Origin of the sequence: Erwinia sp. HDF1-3R (genome assembly GCF_039621855.1) — a bacterium.
GTDB lineage: Bacteria > Pseudomonadota > Gammaproteobacteria > Enterobacterales > Enterobacteriaceae > Erwinia.
Genome location: NZ_CP155071.1, coordinates 1125913 through 1144056 on the forward strand (window position 1 = coordinate 1125913; position 18144 = coordinate 1144056).

Annotated in this window: 12 protein-coding genes; 7 read left to right on the top strand and 5 right to left on the bottom strand. The window is 52.9% G+C overall.

Features of this window, described 5'->3' with window-relative positions; all coding sequences use genetic code 11:
• The first annotated feature begins 4010 nt into the window (after positions 1-4010).
• The 5 genes from AAGR22_RS05045 (at position 4011) to AAGR22_RS05065 (ending at position 7619) form a co-directional block, all read left to right on the top strand.
• Complete coding sequence (locus AAGR22_RS05045) at positions 4011-4316, top strand: hypothetical protein (RefSeq protein WP_345830676.1); 306 nt, start codon at positions 4011-4013, stop codon at positions 4314-4316.
• Between the two features lie 417 nt (positions 4317-4733).
• Positions 4734-4979, top strand: a complete 246-nt coding sequence (gene ycgZ / locus AAGR22_RS05050) for a regulatory protein YcgZ (RefSeq protein WP_067706422.1) — start codon at positions 4734-4736, stop codon at positions 4977-4979.
• A 33-nt stretch (positions 4980-5012) separates the two neighbouring features.
• Positions 5013-5306, top strand: a complete 294-nt coding sequence (locus tag AAGR22_RS05055; protein ID WP_067706419.1) for a hypothetical protein — start codon at positions 5013-5015, stop codon at positions 5304-5306.
• A 553-nt stretch (positions 5307-5859) separates the two neighbouring features.
• The gene (locus tag AAGR22_RS05060) at positions 5860-6231 is read left to right on the top strand and encodes a hypothetical protein (protein ID WP_345830679.1); all 372 of its coding nucleotides are present in this window, start codon (positions 5860-5862) and stop codon (positions 6229-6231) included.
• Between the two features lie 218 nt (positions 6232-6449).
• Entirely contained in the window at positions 6450-7619 is a 1170-nt protein-coding gene (locus AAGR22_RS05065; protein ID WP_345830681.1) for a PAS domain-containing methyl-accepting chemotaxis protein, read from the top strand.
• A 308-nt stretch (positions 7620-7927) separates the two neighbouring features.
• Here AAGR22_RS05065 and AAGR22_RS05070 read toward each other — a convergent pair whose 3' ends face one another.
• The 3 genes from AAGR22_RS05070 to AAGR22_RS05080 all read right to left on the bottom strand — a co-directional run bounded on the left by AAGR22_RS05070 (position 7928) and on the right by AAGR22_RS05080 (position 11112).
• Positions 7928-8737 (bottom strand): hypothetical protein, encoded by an 810-nt coding sequence (locus tag AAGR22_RS05070; RefSeq protein WP_067706407.1) that lies wholly within the window; start codon positions 8735-8737, stop codon positions 7928-7930.
• 76 nt (positions 8738-8813) lie between these two features.
• On the bottom strand, positions 8814-10595 hold the full coding sequence (locus tag AAGR22_RS05075) for an EAL domain-containing protein (protein WP_345830683.1): 1782 nt from the start codon (positions 10593-10595) through the stop codon (positions 8814-8816).
• Positions 10596-10920: 325 nt separating this feature from the next.
• Positions 10921-11112 (bottom strand): DUF3606 domain-containing protein, encoded by a 192-nt coding sequence (locus AAGR22_RS05080; RefSeq protein ID WP_345830685.1) that lies wholly within the window; start codon positions 11110-11112, stop codon positions 10921-10923.
• A 1177-nt stretch (positions 11113-12289) separates the two neighbouring features.
• On the opposite strand from AAGR22_RS05080, the gene AAGR22_RS05085 reads away from it, so the two are divergent.
• Together AAGR22_RS05085 and AAGR22_RS05090 are read left to right on the top strand one after the other, a co-directional pair.
• Positions 12290-14209, top strand: coding sequence for a methyl-accepting chemotaxis protein (locus AAGR22_RS05085; protein ID WP_345830687.1), 1920 nt, complete (start codon positions 12290-12292; stop codon positions 14207-14209).
• Between the two features lie 106 nt (positions 14210-14315).
• The gene (locus tag AAGR22_RS05090) at positions 14316-15866 is read left to right on the top strand and encodes a PAS domain-containing methyl-accepting chemotaxis protein (protein WP_067706395.1); all 1551 of its coding nucleotides are present in this window, start codon (positions 14316-14318) and stop codon (positions 15864-15866) included.
• 49 nt (positions 15867-15915) lie between these two features.
• Here AAGR22_RS05090 and AAGR22_RS05095 read toward each other — a convergent pair whose 3' ends face one another.
• Both AAGR22_RS05095 and AAGR22_RS05100 read right to left on the bottom strand, forming a co-directional pair.
• On the bottom strand, positions 15916-16449 hold the full coding sequence (locus AAGR22_RS05095) for a VOC family protein (protein ID WP_345830689.1): 534 nt from the start codon (positions 16447-16449) through the stop codon (positions 15916-15918).
• Between the two features lie 145 nt (positions 16450-16594).
• A complete protein-coding gene (locus AAGR22_RS05100; RefSeq protein WP_345830691.1) occupies positions 16595-18130 on the bottom strand; it encodes a methyl-accepting chemotaxis protein in 1536 nt (511 codons plus the stop codon).
• Positions 18131-18144 lie beyond the last annotated feature (14 nt).

Genomic DNA, 18144 nt, shown 5'->3' on the forward strand with positions numbered 1-18144 from the left:
TCTGGCTACGTCGTCGCTGTTAAAAATCTCGCCATGCCCAGCCTGGCATCAGGGATGTTTGCTGTTGTTGCGGTGATGCGGTGCAAAGCCCTGCGGGGACCGTTGTCACGCGGACACGCCGCAGGCACATCCGTGTGGGCTCGGCTCGCGCATCCCTGCGCTCGACGGTCCGCTAAGCCAACGGTCCCCGCCTGGCCGCTGGCAATGTTGTCGCTGCAAAGAAACCTCCCCACGTCCGGCTCGGGCCTACAAAACTTTCGGCAGATAAGGCCGTTGTGATCGGATCAGGTTTTGACTTTAGCCACTGCCAGAGAACCCGCAGGCCACTCAGCGGCCAGAAGGCGGTGTTGCGGAGCAGAAAAGCCGGGTCTCTGCCGCAGGGATGCGGCAGTGAAGCCCCCAGGGAGGGGTTTACGGCGGCCCGGCGTTCTGACCCGCAACATAGCCCTGTCACCGAAGCAGGTTTTGACCTGCCTGCAAACAACACAGTCCTGTCACCGAAGCAGGTTTTGATCTGCCTGCAAACAACACAGCCCTGCTACCGGAGCGGATTTTGACCTGCCTGGCATCTGGGATGTTTGCTGCCGTTGCGGTGATAAGGTGCAAAGCCCTGCGGGGACCGTCGTCACGCGGACACGCCGCAAGCACGCCCGTGTGGGCTCGGCTCGCGCATCCCTGCGCTCGACGGTCCGCTCTGCCAACGGTCCCCGCCTGGCCTCAGGCTATACAGTCGCTGCAAAGAAACCTCCCCACGTCCGGCTCGGGCCTACAAAATATTCGGCAGATAAGGCTGTCGTAATCGGAGCAGGTTTTGACCTTAGCCACTGCCAGAGCACACGCAGCCCACTCCGCAGCCAGAAGGCGGTGTTGCGGAGCAGATAAGCCGGGTCTCTGCCGCAGGGATGCGGCAGTGAAGCCCCCAGGGAGGGGTTTACGGCACCCCGGCGTTCTGACCCGCAACATAGCCTGATCACCGGAGCAGGTTTTGACCTGCCTGCAAACAACACAGTCCTGTCACTGAGCAGGTTTTGACCTGCCTGCAAACAACACAGTCCTGTCACTGAGCAGGCGTTGACCTGGCTGGCATCTGCAACGTTTATTATCGTTGCGATGATAAGGTGCAAAGCCCTGCGGGGACCGTTGTCACGCGGACACGCCGCAGGCACGTCCGTGTGGGCTCGGCTCGCGCATCCCTGCGCTCGACGGTCCGCTCAGCCAACGGTCCCCGCCTGGCCTCGGGCTATACAGTCGCTGTAAAGAAACCTCCCCACGTCCCAGCCCTGTCACCGGAGCGGATTTTGACCTGGCTGGCATCTGTGACGTTTGCTGTCATTGCGGTGATGCAGTGCAAAGCCCTGCGGGGATCGTTGTCACGCGGACACGCCGCAGGCACATCCGTGTGGGCTCGGCTCGCGCATCCCTGCGCTCGACGGTCCGCTAAGCCAACGGTCCCCGCCTGGCCGCTGGCAATGTTGTCGCTGCAAAGAAACCTCCCCACGTCCGGCTCGGGCCTACAAAACTTTCGGCAGATAAGGCCGTTGTGATCGGATCAGGTTTTGACTTTAGCCACTGCCAGAGAACCCGCAGGCCACTCAGCGGCCAGAAGGCGGTGTTGCGGAGCAGAAAAGCCGGGTCTCTGCCGCAGGGATGCGGCAGTGAAGCCCCCAGGGAGGGGTTTACGGCGCCCCGGCGTTCTGACCCGCAACATAGCCCTGTCACCGAAGCAGGTTTTGATCTGCCTGCAAACAACACAGTCCTGTCACTGAGCAGGCGTTGACCTGGCTGGCATCTGCAACGTTTATTATCGTTGCGATGATAAGGTGCAAAGCCCTGCGGGGACCGTTGTCACGCGGACACGCCGCAGGCACGTCCGTGTGGGCTCGGGCTATACAGTCGCTGCAAAGAAACCTCCCCACGTCCCAGCCCTGCTACCGGAGCGGATTTTGACCTGCCTGGCATCTGGGATGTTTGCTGCCGTTGCGGTGATAAGGTGCTAAGCCCTGCGGGGACCGTCGTCACGCGGACACGCCGCAAGCACGTCCGTGTGGGCTCGGCTCGCGCATCCCTGCGCTCGACAGTCCGCTCAGCCAACAGTCCCCGCCTGGCCTCGGGCTATACAGTCGCTGCAAACAAACCTCCCCACGTCCGGCCCCGGCTTACAAAACTTTCGGCAGATAAGGCCGTCGTGAACGGATCAGGTTTTGACTTTAGCCACTGCCAGAGAATCCGCAGGCCACTCAGCGGCCAGAAGGCGGTGTTGCGGAGCAGATAAGCCGGGTCTCTGCCGCAGGGATGCGGCAGTGAAGCCCCCAGGGATGGGTTTACGGCGCCCCGGCGTTCTGACCCGCAACATAGCCCTGTCGCCGGAGCAGGTTTTGACCTGCCTGCAAGCAACACAGTCCTGCCACCGGAGCGGGTGTTGACCTTCTTTCAAACAACACAGCCCTGTCACCGGAGCGGATTTTGACCTGCCTGGCATCTGGGATGTTTGCTGCCGTTGCGGTGATAAGGTGCTAAGCCCTGCGGGGACCGTCGTCACGCGTACCCGCCGCAAGCACGTCCGTGTGGGCTCGGCTCGCGCATCCCTGCGCTCGACGGTCCGCTCTGCCAACGGTCCCCGCCTGGCCTCGGGCTATACAGTCGCTGCAAACAAACCTCCCCACGTCCGGCCCCGGCTTACAAAACTTTCGGCAGATAAGGCCGTCGTGAACGGATCAGGTTTTGACTTTAGCCACTGCCAGAGAATCCGCAGGCCACTCAGCGGCCAGAAGGCGGTGTTGCGGAGCAGATAAGCCGGGTCTCTGCCGCAGGGATGCGGCGGTGAAGCCCCCAGGGATGGGTTTACGGCGCCCCGGCGTTCTGACCCGCAACATAGCCTGATCACCGAAGCAGGTTTTGACCTGCCTGCAAACAACACAGCCCTGTCACTGAGCAGGCGTTGATCTGGCTGGCATCTGCAACGTTTATTATCGTTGCGATGATAAGGTGCAAAGCCCTGCGGGGACCGTTGTCACGCGGACCCGCCGCAGGCACGTCCGTGTGGGCTCGGCTCGCGCATCCCTGCGCTCGACAGTCCGCTAAGCCAACGGTCCCCGCCTGGCCTCGGGCTATACAGTCGCTGCAAACAAACCTCCCCACGTCCGGCTCGGGCCTACAAAATATTCGGCAGATAAGGCTGTCGTAATCGGAGCAGGTTTTGACCTTAGCCACTGCCAGAGAATCCGCAGGCCACTCAGCGGCCAGAAGGCGGTGTTGCGGAGCAGATAAGCCGGGTCTCTGCCGCAGGGATGCGGCAGTGAAGCCCCCAGGGATGGGTTTACGGCGCCCCGGCGTTCTGACCCGCAACATAGCCTTGTTACCGGAACCGGTTTTGATCTTCCTGCAAACAACACAGTCCTGTCACTGAGCAGGTGTTGACCTTGCTGCAAACAATACCGCGCCAGAAGGCGGTGTTGCGGAGCAGATAAGCCGGGTCTCTGCCGCAGGGATGCGGCAGTGAAGCCCCCAGGGAGGGGTTTACGGCGCCCCGGCGTTCTGACCCGCAACATAGCCTGATCACCGGAGCGGGTTTTGACCTGCCTACAAACAACACAGTCCTGTCACGGAGCAAATGTTGACCTTGCTGCAAACAACATAGCCCTCTCACCGGAGCAGGTTTTGACCCTCCTGCAAACAACACCGCCCTGTCACCAGGCAGGTATTAACCTCTCTGCAAACAACGAAGGTAAAACTATGATGGGGAAATATTGCTAAAAATATCTTTATAGTCACGATACTAAAATTTGTATTCACAAAATTAAATCGACCGAATGATAATACCTTACGTGATTGGTTATGCCTTTAAATTCTATTTTAATCAGTAACTTAATAAAAATTTAACTTCAATCGTTTATACCTCTTTCATTCATAGGTTTCCTGTCAGCTAATTAAAAAGCAAAAAAAATTAATGTGTATTAATGTTTGCAGTGTCAGGCAGATATTCTAATAACTTAACGTACCGGAGGTTCTCCATGTTTATAGGTGATGATGAAAAAAAACGGTACGTCATAATGGGTGAGGCAGCGATAAGCCTGCTCTCCTTTAAGGTAGAAATCAGCGTAGCCGCGCTGCTCGGCAGGCTGGCAGAAATGGGTGAGAAGGAAGAGGATGATGAACGCCTGCTCGACATTTGGGCCACCCGGAGATGGCTGCAGCGCTTCAGACAGCGCGGCCAGGCGACAGAGGCTCCTTCTGACGCACCCGACCGGGTTCAATGCTCCGGTAGCCTTAAGGGCCTGGCAGATTTCAGTTTGGACGAGGTGGCCATAGCGCGTTAAGCCTGACCAGAGGTAGTCATGCCTGAAAAACTGTACAGCCCGTGCTGAAGGTGGAGTCATATTGATAAGCGACCGTTGGGCGCACGGATGCGCGAGATAACAGAACCTGGAGTAACCCACGCCGCGTCTGCGCGGTGTAAGCCGCAGCCGGGGCGGGCTTTTAGGCTAACAGGCCGATTGCCCAACCGCATATCTTCTTACCTGTACATAAAACTGATACCCGTCCTGTAACGTTCACACGTTGTATTGCTTTCTGCAGGTTATTTATAATTCGTTGATAAACAAGGCTAAGCATTTTTTGCAAAAGAATAAAGGTATCGTAAAAACGTTATCTCTGTACAACTTTAAAAAAGATGTATAACTTTAGCGCTCAGTAACATCAACACTTTCTAAACTTAACGACGTAGAGGCATTTACATGCGCCAGGACAGCTCAAATCCAGTAATTGAAGCCGATATCAGACGCTATTTTAATGAATCTGTAATGCCCTCGCAGCAGGAAACCATGGGACAAATCGTGGTTGAGATCCTGCGGGCGGGTGGAAATCTAAATCGTAAAGCCCTCTGTACCAAACTGCTGCGTCGTCTGGAACTCGCCTCTGGTTCTGAGCAGGAAAAGCATCTGCAGGAGCTTATCGGTATGCTTTTTGGCCGTGGAGAGTAAGTTTTACGTTCTCAACAGAATCCGAGAAGTGGCATGCTAAGAAATAAACAAGAAAAGCTGGCTGATATTTTGCTCGGCGAAGCCGTACTTGCACTCCTGCGCGGTGCTGCGCCCGTCAGCACCACAGCGCTGCTGGAACAACTGAATGCAATGGCGGCTGCCGAAAAAGACGTTGAATTAAAAAGTGCCTGCAAATTCGCCATCAGCGAAATCAGACGTTACCTCGCGGCCGGGCGTTCTCAGGCGGTGCTCAATGACAGCGATCGCGACACTGTTATTCACGTTTTAAATAACGACGGTCCCGCAGACGGCACGCGGAGGCACTAGGCTACATCCTCTCCCGCAGGCCGGCGGCGTCACAACGATGTTAACAAGTGCCTTCCGTCGGAGCATTATCCGGGAGGCGATTACCTCCTGCATTCTTATCCCCTGGTTTGTTTCCCTATACGCATCTGGTGATGTTCCCTGTTCACACCTGGACATTTTCCCTGTACGCATCTGAAAATTAAGGGTGATACTTTGCTCTGCCCGCCGGTTGCACCATGCATAACGCAAACAGGGCATGGACCGCTACAGGGCGCTCTGGTTAGCGCATCAAGCGCCCGAAGTTCTGCTTATTGGCAGGGCTCGACCCTTGATACTCAATAAAAAACCTGCTGAGAAGCTCACTACCAATCCCTTCCTAAAGATGTCCATTCAGACTTCCCCAGCCAGGGGAATTGCGCCGCTATCAAATGACAAAATAGACGCCTCTCATGCCCTCGCGTAACAATAAAATAACCTTATAACATAAGAAAAATTTGTATTTTAACCCATGAGTTGTGTAGGCTTATAGGAACCTGCTGACAGAACGCATGATTGGGAAATTCAGGGAGAAACAATGACAGAACAGATGCATGGTGTGACTCTTTTCTTTGCGCTTATCCATTCAGCGATCCTGATCGTGGGCGGTGGATTAGTTTATGGATTATTAAGACTTAAGATAAACAGATATGGCAGAAGCCTTCCCCGTGGTATTGCGCGGGTGCTGCTATTGCTGTGGTGCGTGACGTGCCTGATGCCCGTCGTTACCCATACTATGGCGTGGCGCGGTGCCGCTGGGGGCGAGGGATATAGCGACCTTACAATGCAGCTGATGATCTCCCTGGCCAGCCCGCAGAGTGAGGCGCTAGTCGCTGTCGCACTTATCGCGCTGGGTGCACTTATGGCGAGCGTGGGGTTAGGCCGCAGGCAGGCAGGGGCCAGGCCCTGAAATTTTTTCGCGTCAATCCAGGTCTGGTGTTTTTCACGCGGGGTGCTGATAAACCAGCATAAAGTGTTATCTAATTCCTTTCTCCTGACGGAATGTACTGTCGTCTCACAATTTAATTTCCCTCCTCAATCAAATTTTTTAGCATTTCTGCCGATAACCGTAGCTGTACAACTAAGGAAGTTATTGTACACAGCAGAAACACACCAGAGGATAACGCAATGCTAAAACATATAATGAGAAAAAAGGTCGCCAGAACCGTAATACACCCTGATATACCCGTCGTGAATGAATTACAGCCCGCCCGCTGTCAGGACAGTAAAGATCACGTATTACTCCAAAGCCTGATGGCAATCTCCGGGCAAGGGGTATGGGCGATCGAGGGCGAAAATTATCAGCCAACGACCAGCGTCTGGCTTTCATCTAAAGCATGTGGGCTGCTTAACCTGCCCCCTACGGCCAGCATGACGCTGGCTGACCTGATTCAGCGGGTTCATGGTGATGAGAGAGAGGCTTTCCGGCTGTTTATCCGACACGCGGTGAATCATGCTATCGGCACGGAAGCAAAGCCGGGCAGGTATCGTATTCTTGTAGAGGATCAGGGCTGGCAGTGGTTTAGCGTCGCCGCTAAATACGTTTCCGGTGATGCGCATTCTGCCGCCCTGCTGACCGGGATAATTGAAAATATTCAGGACGTTGTCGATCACAACACCGAATATGAGATCCTCTCTACCCGCTTTAACCTCTCACGAGAGATGCTGAACGATGGATTATGGGATCTGAATATCATCAATGGCAATCCCATGAATCCTTCCAACGTCTTCTGGTGGTCCCCGCAGTTCAAAAGATTATTGGGCTTTGAAACCGTTGAAGAGTTTCCTGATGTGCTTGAAAGCTGGGCTTCACGTCTGCATCCGGAAGATAAAGGGTTTACGCTGGATGCTTTTGGCGCCCATCTGATGGATAAAAGCGGTCAGACGGGTTTCGACCTTGAGTATCGCTTAATGCTTCGCAGTGGCGAATATCGCTGGTTCCGCGCCCGGGGACAGACCCGACGCTCGGCGGATGGAACGCCACTGAGGGCGGTTGGTGCGCTGATTGACATCCAGTCCCATAAGGACCGTCTGGTTCACGACAAAATGGAAAAGAGCAGGCTGGAAAGTACCGCAGAAACAGCAAAAGAGATCGCCGAACTGGTCTCAGAAAATGGCAATATCGCGGCGCAGATTAAGCTTATTTCACTCAATGCCAGTATTGAAGCAGCCCGGGCGGGGATACATGGGCGGGGCTTTTCTGTGATTGCCAGTGCGATACGAGGTCTGGCGGAACGTACGGCTGATATCACCGACCAGATTTCCCGACTTCAGAAAAGAATCAGTCATAAGCCCTGATTTTAAATTGCGGTTAAATGATGAGGAATTCATCAAAGGCGGCCAGGTTAAGTCCCGTAGGGGGCTTTTCTGCTGATTTTTTTGGATGCAGACGTAAAAGGTGAGCTCGTCCCTGAGTCACCTGCACCTGGGTAGGCGCTTATGAGCTTTTAAAGCATATAACATACAGGCGCTTTGACAAGGCTGACCTTCAGTTTAAAATGCTTTTACATCAAATGGTTAGCTTGTTAAGTTTTTAAATGCGCGGTAAAACAATCACTTAAATAAACAATATTCATTACTAAGAATCGTCTCATTTTAGGTCCAGACTAAATTGCGCTTTTGCTGCAAACTTTATCTTTCAGGCTGGCAAGCGTACGCGCCAGCGGCCAGAAATCGCATGAAAAGAGCGTACCCGTCGCGCTCAGCGTTTTTCTGAGTACTGTCAAATCCGCCAGATCCGTTTTGTCACTGCAGTACAGAACGACGTTCCCACTGGGTACGCGACAGTAGAGCACTGTGCGAAACTGATTTATCAGTGACGTGAACAGCGGGGAGTTTAAAGCGGGCATCTGATGATAGTTCAGAATAAGCCAGCCGTCCGGGCGCAGGTTTCTGATACAGCTATCGAAGAAAAGCGTGTTTTCCTGCAGAGGAAGCATCGCATCGGCGGTGTACAAATCAGAAAATATATGGGAGTAACTTTTTCCGCTTTGCCGGGAGATAAAAGCTTCCGCGTCATCAATATGATAGGTAATATTATTATTTTCTGGCAGTGAGAAATATTTCCGCGCCACATTCAGCACTGTTTTTCTCAGCTCAACGACGCTGACTTTTAATGACGGGTCATAGTGATCCAATGCCCGAACCAGACTTCCCCCTCCCAGTCCAAGAATAAGCACCGAATCCGCCGGGCTTAGCGTAATACCCATCAGCATCGCTTTGATATAATTATGAACGGGTAAAAAGGGCGTATCAATCCGCATTCGGGTTTGTTCATATATGCTGTAGAAGCTCATGATGCGGTATTTACGATCGTCTGTTACCGTCACGTTGCCGTAGTCATCATATTCTTTACAGACCTGTTCGCCTTTAATGCTGAAAAGATCTGTGTCGCCAAAAAAAATGCTTTTTTTCATTTTAAATCCAGGGCCGATCCTTTTGCGCAGCGTAAGGTGGTTAACGTGCGGGAGATGCATACAATGGTCACGCTATTCAGCGTAGTGAATCCCGAAGCTGCCAGTAAAGCCAACTTTCCAGTGCTTTTGGCTCAAGCGCCTTTGAGTAATAGTAACCCTGGGCCTGATCGCAGCCGTAACTTTGCAGCAGATGGCTGGTATCGGCATCCTCCACGCCCTCAGCAATGACGATATAGTCGAGGTTTTTAAGCATTTGAATGACGCTGCGGGCAATGATTCGCGTGGCGGTATTGCCAGATAACTCACGAATCAGCGACATGTCGAGTTTAATAACATCAAGCGGCATTCTTCGCAGATAGCTAATATTGCTATAGCCTGCACCGAAATCATCCAGAGCAATGACGAACCCGCGCAGCTTAAGCATCTCAAGGCCATATAAGGCAGTGCGATTCTCGACAATACGATCGGTTTCCAGACACTCTATTCCCAGCAGGGAGGTTGGCAGGCCAGCCTGGAACATTTTATCCTCAAGCCTGTCGGCGAAGCCATCCTGAGAGAAATCGGCGATCCTGATATTAATGGAGACCGGCAGGAGCAGGGCGGTTGCCTGCCACGTTGAGAGTTGCTTAATAACCCCGTGGATGACCCAGTCGGATAGCTTAGTCATAAGCTCGGTGTTATCGATCAGGGGTAAGAACAGTGAGGGAGAGAGTTCGCCATAGACCGGATGATGCCAGCGGATTAGGGCTTCCAGCCCAACGGGCTTACCGCTCGACATGCTGACTTTGGGCTGGTAGACAAGATAAAGCCCCGCATCCTGCTCCAGCGCGCGGGTCAGATCATCAATAAGCGAGACTGCCGCATATTTCCGCGAGTTGATGACATCATCAAAGGTACAGGCAGGGATTTTCAGGTTAATGCCTTCATTCAGCGCGCTGATACCCCTTCTGAGGATTTCATGGGCGGGTTGAGCAACCGGGTCGAAGGTGACTTCGCCGGTATAAACCGCCAGCTCTATAGAGATCGTTTCTTCGACGTGCGCGCATACGCCCTGTAGCTTTCGGCTAATCTCACTGGCGGTATACGCGCCAGACGCAGGGATGAGAATGGCGAACCGGCCGGTAGCAACCGTATAAAGCAGCTGGCTGGGTGCCAGCCTGAGCCGAAGGCGCAGAAGTATCGCCATATCGCGCAGAAGCGCTTCAACCGCTGCCATTCCTAATGATTTGGCCAGCTCATAGGCGCGAGACATCTCCATACAGTCAATCAGTACCAGGCGGTAATCACTTTTTTGTCCGCCTGGTGCCAGCAGTTGGAGATCGCGCAATAACCGCTCTCTGTTTGGCAGGTCTGTCGCCGGGTCGACAAATCCGGCCGAATGCCAGGCTTCCAGGAAAGAGATCACCAGCCCCGCCAGGAGTTTTAGCGTTTTAATTTTCTCGTCACTGAAGGGGTGGGCGACGGTATCCGTTACACATAATGTGCCAAGCGTAACACCATCGCGGTTTTTGAGTGGGACGCCAGCATAGAACCGGATATAAGGATAACCCAGCGTGAGGGGATGCTTAAAAAATACCGGGTCGTTATAGGTATCTGGAATAATAAGTTCACGCCCGCTTTCAAAAACGAACCGGCAAAAAGCATCTTCTCGCGGGCCTTTACGCAGGGGGAAATTGTGCGCGGCTTTAATGTATTGGTTTTCATCATCCAGCACGGAGATGAAACTTCCCGGTATACCTAATGCCTGTCCGGCAAGTTTAACGAACCTGACCAGCACGTCATCCCGACTTTCATCGTGCATTATCAGGGCATTGATTGCCCTGCACTTATTATCTTCGCCAGTCAGATTGAACAGCATGCCCGCCTCCTCCCCTCACCCGGTGAGAGGATAATGACCAAAAAACCAACGCCTTGTTTTATAATATGAATTTATTAAATTCAGCTTTCGCTAATTCTATTCTTTTTTTTGGATTAAGTCATCAGGCAGGTATGTAAAAAATATGCAATTTTTTCGGGTGATCGCTATTAATTGGCCTTAAGCAGTAAAACCGCTGTGAGGGGGAAAGAAGATTTGGCTTAAAGGATTATCTGTGTCTCAAAAATGCGTATTGAGATTAGCATTACGCCCTTCCCCGGCCTTTTTCCCCGATAAGAAACAGTGGGTTAAAAATATAAAAAATAAATTAACGGCTTTCTCTGGCAGTCGCCAACCATTTTCTAATATCACCGTTATCCGATCCCACTTCTTTAATGGCGCGATTAAGGCTGTCCTGCGTTGTATTAAGTTCATGTGTCCAGAAGGATATTTCCCACTGTTCATTAGCTTCAACAATCTGTCGATTGGTCGGTTCCCGGCGTTTAAAATATTTACTCATCGCTGCATTCTCCTTGCGAACAGTACATGATATTAATCGAACTGAGAGATTAATGGGTGAGCAATACTTTACATGAGAGCAGGAGCTGGGTGAGGAGATAATTCCTGAAAATAATATTTTTGTATTTTTGTGGAGTAATCTTAGTTATGCCGCCTGCACTACAGGGTTAATAAATGCTTTTACTCTTTTGTAAAGAGGGTTTGATGCTTTCTATCCGATCCGTGAACACCACCTTTATTAGGCTTAAGAAAAGGTTTAAAATTAAAATGTTACAATTTAATGAACGGGGAAATGAAAAGGCACCATCTTGTCTCATGCTGTTAATATCCCCGTTTTATATCCGGTCAAACAGATGTTTATCAGGGGGTTATGTATTACAGCAAGAGGGCAGTAAAATGGATTTCGTTATTTATCGCTGGTCTGTTACAATCAAAAAATAATTTTTGTCTTTTATTTGCTAATTTTTAACCGGGTGGATGCTATAAAATGAATCAGTACAGATATTACCAGACCTCACTGGAGAATAAACGGAGTTTGCATTATATCCATCATGAAGGTTGTCCATTGCTTAGAAAATGCAAAGGCGCTTCATTTTTAGGCACTTTCTATTCAATGAAACACGCAAAGCAATATGCAACCACCCATCATTTAAGTGGTCATGCCTGTGTCGACTGTATGATGATTGAGATCGGCACTGGTGCAAAATAGCGTAAAAGCGTTCACTTTTTTCTCCTGGTAATACCTCATACAGTGAGGTTTTATTTTTCACCCCCGACCGCTTTTCGTTTATTCAGGCGTGCCTGAAGAGCTTCTCACCCCATCGCAGGGTGCACCCCTTTAAACCTTTTCCTCGTGGCGTACCCTACAAAGCACGCACTCTGGCTGCTTTTTATGCGCATTTATAAAGAAAGCGTACGTTTGTAATTAAAGCCAAATATGGTGAAATTATTCAATAAATCAGTGATTTAGTTCTTTATTTCTGCCGGTATTGTAGGCGGTTACCGCCCGGCTGTAAAAAATTTCCACTAAAATTAATGATATAACGCTAACCTCGCAATTACCCCTAAAGCACAGCTAATGTATTACTTCTAAGTGCCGATATTGTTACTGGTGAATTTTACGTGCTGGATAAAAGTGCAAGCCTTTATCCCCTCTGGTTCAACAGGATGATGACATCATGCCTCTCTTACCTTTTTTTTATAATTTGAAAGTCAGCGCGAAACTGGGTTTTGGCTTTTTTATCGCCATTGTCGCGATGATCGCCATGGCCGTTATTACCGCCAGCTGCCTGAATACCATTCAGGATAACTCCAGCCGCCGCACCATTACGGTGGATATGGTCGGCACTTTTGATAAAGCCCGTCTTAACCGCACGTTGTATCAATATACGAATGAGCAGCAGTATGCGGATAAAAACGCGGAAGCATTGCAGGAGCTGAGAAAACAGTTTAGCCGTGTCAGCGCATTCAAATGGTTACCGGAGGGCAAAGAAGCCCTGCGCGGCGTTAAGGAGGCGATGGAGATCTATGTGAAGCAGCGAAACCTCCTTTTCGCGGATATGAAAGAGATGATGGATCGCAGCGAGGCGCTGCAAATCCTTCCCTTTTATATTATTGCCAAACAGCTTGATAAGATCGCGCTTCGCCCGGACATGACCACCGATGAAGCGCTTAATCTGCAACGTCTTTCTTCAGAACTGAAAGAAGTCGCTATGCTGACGTCCTCCTTTTCCCGCCTGCCGGACAGCAGCTCGGCGGAACTGATTCAGGCGCTGGAGCGCGCCGCAGCTGATGCCGCGCCGGTGGCGACCGATACCGGCGATATTGCCACGTTAAAAAATCATGCGATGGCGGCCCTACAGCAGGCCCAGCAAAGCGTCAGCGCGTATATTACCATCTGGCATAATCATAATACTGCCGCCAAAACGCTGGTTCAGGATGGTCAGAACTTTGATGCCGCAATAGCCGTCCTTTTTGACTATCAAAAAAATATCTCATCCCGCTTTGTCAGCCAGTCAAAATGGACCATTGGGATGGTGTCAATCATCGGCATGATCCTCAGTATTCTGCTTGCGTGGCAAATAACCCGCAGCATTACCCGGCCATTATCTGCCACGCTGGGCCTGGCGCTGAAAATCTCCAGCGGTGATTTAAGTCAGGAGATCGTTTCACAGCGCAAAGATGAGCCTGGGCTGCTATTGCAGGCCGTTAATGAGATGAGTCGTAACCTGAAGGACATCATTCTTAACGTCCGTAACGGGGTGGAGCATGTAAACCACGCCTCGTCAGAAATTGCCGCCGGCAATGAAGAGCTCTCCTCGCGCACCGAAGAGCAGGCTGCCGCCGTGTCACAAACCGCTTCCAGCATGGAAGAACTCTCCTCAACGGTGAAACTCAACAGTGAAAATGCGCTGCATGCCAGCAGGCTGGCCAGTAACGCCACGCAGATTGCGACCCAGGGCGGCAATGTTGTTGAGGGCGTCGTGCAGACGATGGAGGATATTCGCGTAAGCTCATTGCGCATATCGGAGATAACCTCAGTGATTAACGGCATTGCGTTCCAGACCAATATTCTGGCGCTGAACGCCGCCGTTGAGGCGGCCCGCGCGGGCGAAAGCGGCCGTGGGTTCGCCGTGGTGGCCGGAGAGGTCAGAAATCTCGCGCAGCGCAGCGCCTCGGCGGCGAAAGAAATTGAGGGGCTGATTAAAGAGTCGGTCCGACAGGTTAATGCCGGTAGCGCGCAGGTTGATAACGCCGGTAATACGATGAGTGACATTATCAAGGCGGTGGCGCAGGTGAGCGAGATAATGCACGAAATCGCCTCGGCGTCGGATGAACAGAACCGGGGCATCGCCCAAATCAATCAGGCCATGGCGGAGATGGACACCACCACTCAACAGAACGCCTCCCTGGTGGAGGAGTCCGCTGCGGCGGCTGACTCTCTGCGTGAGGAAGCGGGTCGGCTCGACAGCGTTATCTCCGTTTTTACCACCGGAGAGGAGACGGCCGCGCGGAAAGCGGTGTCGGGTGCTACCCGCAGATCGGTTCTCAGCGCTGACCTGCCCGCGCAGGCCGATGCGCGCTGGGAGTCCTTTTAAGCCTCGGGTTCCCACAGGTTTATAACCTTAAAGTTATGGCGTGTTTTGCCGATAACCCGCCATCAAAGAATAAGTCAAATAATATGAGCCTGCAGGGAGCCGTCCTATGAGTTCGCATACATCGCTACACTGTACGACTACGGAATATGTTCTTGATAATGACACCACGCTGATGACCACCACGGATCCTCACGGGAACATCACCTATGCCAACAAAAGTTTTGTTGAGGTGAGTGGCTATGAGCAAAATGAAATTGAAGGCCAGCCACATAATATTGTTCGCCATCCGGATATGCCTAAAGCCGCATTCCAGGATATGTGGTTCACCATTAAGCAGGGTCTGCCCTGGACCGGGTTGGTTAAGAATCGCAGGAAAAACGGCGATTACTATTGGGTCCGCGCCAACGTCGTGCCCATTATCAGGAATAACACCATCACCGGCTATATGTCGGTCCGCATCAAGCCCGCAGTAGCAGAAATCGAGGCGGCCGAACGGCTTTACGCCAGAATGCGTGAAGGGAAATTGCAGCACCATCGGCTGTATAAAGGCTTGCTGCTGAAGACGGGAATAGCAAAAGGCTTTTCGGCGCTGAAAGTGATGCCGCTGCGCTGGCGGATCCGCAGCAGCACCGGCCTTTTCTGGCTGTTTACCCTGCTCAGTTACCTGATGACCGGCCTGCATGGCCAGGTGCTGGCTTTCGCTGCCGTCTCTTCCCTGCTGGCGGCCATCGCCGTCAGTGCCTGGCTTGAATGGCAGATTGTTCATCCGCTGGAAAAAGTGAGCAGCGTCGCGCTGAAGGTCGCAACGGGCGCTGAGACCCAGGTCGATCCGATTGACCGCGTTGATGAGATCGGCATGACGCTTCGCGCTGTCGGACAGCTTGGGCTGATGTTTCGCTGGCTGGTCAATGACGTACAGGAACAGGTGACTGACGTACACCACGCCAGCGATCGGCTGGCAACGGACAGTGAAAAAATCGCATCGCGCACCGAACACACTGCCGACAGCGTGCAGCAGACCGCCGCCGCAATGGAGCAAATCACCCGGGCGGTGGAAAACAATGTCGCCAGCACCGATAAGGCAAACAGTTTCTCCGTTACCGTCAGTGATGCCGCGTTCAAAGGGCGGGAATCAATGCTCAGCGTGGTCGACACCATGAATAAGATAGCGGGCAGTTCAACGCAGATTTCGACGATGATTGCGCTTATCGACAGTATTGCCTTTCAGACCAACATTCTGGCGCTCAACGCTGCGGTTGAAGCGGCGCGCGCCGGCGAGCAGGGCAGAGGTTTCGCCGTGGTCGCCAGCGAGGTACGTAACCTAGCGAACCGCAGCGCATCGGCCGCGCAGGAGATACGCCAGCTGATCGAGGCCAGCACGCAAAACATACAGACCGGTACCCGCCAGGTCAGCGATGCAGGTGAAGCGATCACTCAAATGGTGGATAAGGTGCAGAACGTTAAAGATCTGCTAAATGAAATTAGCCTGGCGACGCATGAGCAGGGAGCCGGTCTGAGCCAGGTGGCGCGGGCGGTGGAAGCGCTGGATCAGAACACCCGACAGAATACCTCCCTGGCAGAGGAGAGTATGCGGGGAGCGTCGGGCATGAAATGCCAGGCAAGACGCCTGGTGAATGCGGTTAAGGTCTTCAGCTAAGGCAGCACGCGGTGCCGCCCCCGGATGTGGAGGGCGGTGCCGCACGTCTTTACGGCGCGGTGCTGTCGGGCAGCCAGCGCACGTCCGTTGCCTCTTTATCGTAGTGCAGGGAAGAGGGCAGGGTAATAAGCTCAATCAGCACGCCAAAGGGCGTGTGGCAGAACCAGGTCTGATTTCCTTCACCCTCTTCCTGCGCAAAGCAGGGATTGGGGCCGTCAAACATCTCCCCGCCGTGACGCCGCAGCGCTTCTCCTGCCTGGTTAATATCATCCACGTAGATTGAGAAGTGGTTGACGCCCGCCTGACTGATATTGGCGGCTTTATCATCGACGCCGGGATCGATCTGAAACAGTTCAACATTGCAACCATTGCCAAGCCGCATCATCACCAGGCCCACCACCTTCATCTCCGGCGGAAAACCGTTCAGCGGCGTCATATCTTTACCCTCTACCTGCTTGTCAGGCTGGCCTGACGGCACGATACGGTACAACACGCTGGCACCCAGCGCGTTAATGAAAAATTGCTCGGCGGCGGGCAGGTCTGAAACGGTAAGGCCAATATGCTCAATTCCTCTGACAATCATAATCTTTCCCGGTAGTTAACGAATGATTACCAAGCATAGATAAGAATGGATAGCGTCGTGGAGCCTGTTCATGTCTCGTCACAAAATCGCTGCCCGCTTGCCACGGCGTGACGCGGCCCGGTAAAAGGCTGAGCGGCCCGCTGAGTTAGCTAAATACCGCGACCGCCTTACCGAGGTTTTCTGCCTGCTCCTCAAGTGACTGGGCCGCAGCGGAAGCTTCTTCAACTAAGGCAGCATTTTGCTGGGTGACTTCATCCATCTGCGACAGCGCAACGTTAATCTGCGAGATCCCCATGCTTTGCTCCTGGCTCAGGGTGGAGATCTCCTTCGTCAGGTCATTCACTTCCTCGACAGAGCGTCTGACCTTCTCCATGCGCTCATTGACCTGCGTAGCCTGGTCTGCGCCGCGCGCGATCAGCTGGGCCGAACTTTCGATCAGCGCCTTAATCTCTTTAGCTGAGGTGGACGATCGCTGCGCCAGCGTCCGTACCTCACTGGCCACCACCGCAAAGCCACGGCCCTGCTCACCGGCTCTTGCGGCCTCGACGGCGGCGTTAAGCGCCAGGATGTTGGTCTGAAAGGCAATGCCCTCAATCACGCTGGTAATGTCGGAAATCCGCGTGGAACCCTGACTGATCTCCTCCATGGTGGAGAGCATGGTTTTGACGGTGATATCGCTGTCTTTAACCTGCTGTCCGGCCTGCCCCGCGAGCTGGCTGACGCGAAGCGTGCCTTCCGTGGTCTGCTTCACCGCTTCGGTCATAGTCTGCATGCTGGCGGTGGTCTGCGTCAGCGAGGCGGCCTGTTCCTCGGTGCGCGAGGAGAGATCAATATTTCCGGCCGCGATCTCTCGCGAGGCCACATTTACCGACTCGGCTGAGGTGATAACCGTCGCCAGCACTGAACGAAAGCGCCCGGTCAGGGAATTGAATGCCGTCGCGGCCTGGGCCAGCTCATCGCGTCCTTTAACGGGCATGGTACGGCTCAGATCGAGTGAATCACTGATTTCAGCCAGGGTGTTTTTCATCAAATGCAGTCCACGGCGGATCCTGAACATGGTGATGAAACCAAACACACCGGGCAGCATAATACTGGCTAGCACCACCGCCATCATCATATGTAATGAGTGGCTGTAGGCTCTGTCGCCATCCTGCTTCAGGTGGTCGCCCAGCTGAACGTTCCAGGCGATCTGCTCCTGTAGATCCTTAACGACCCGGCCAATGGCCTGTGCCATGCCGTCGGGACTGTCAAAGCGGGCCAGCGCCTGGACATTGTTATCCTGGCGCGAGTAGGCATAAAACTCGGGCAGCATCCGCTCCACCGTGACCAGATCCTCTGCGGTGTGCAAAGCCAGCTCGCCGTCATGCTGGTCCTTGAGGTTATTCTGGCGGTAGGCTGCGATTAACGCTTTCATCGTGGGTAGCAGCGTGGCAATACTACTTTCTGACGCCGACCACTGCGCATCGTTATTACCCAGCATATGGCGGTTTAACTGCAGGCGAAGCGCACCAGCCTGGCTAACAATCTTGTTGATATTAATAATGCTTTGAACGTTGTTATGCTCAACGTAAGTAAAGCGGGCCTGTGAGGCTGACAGATCATACAGGGCGTAGCCGGATAAAATCACTATCGCGGCTAGCAGACAGCCAAAGGCGAGTGAAAGACGCTGTGTAATAGTCATAAAAGTTTCCATGG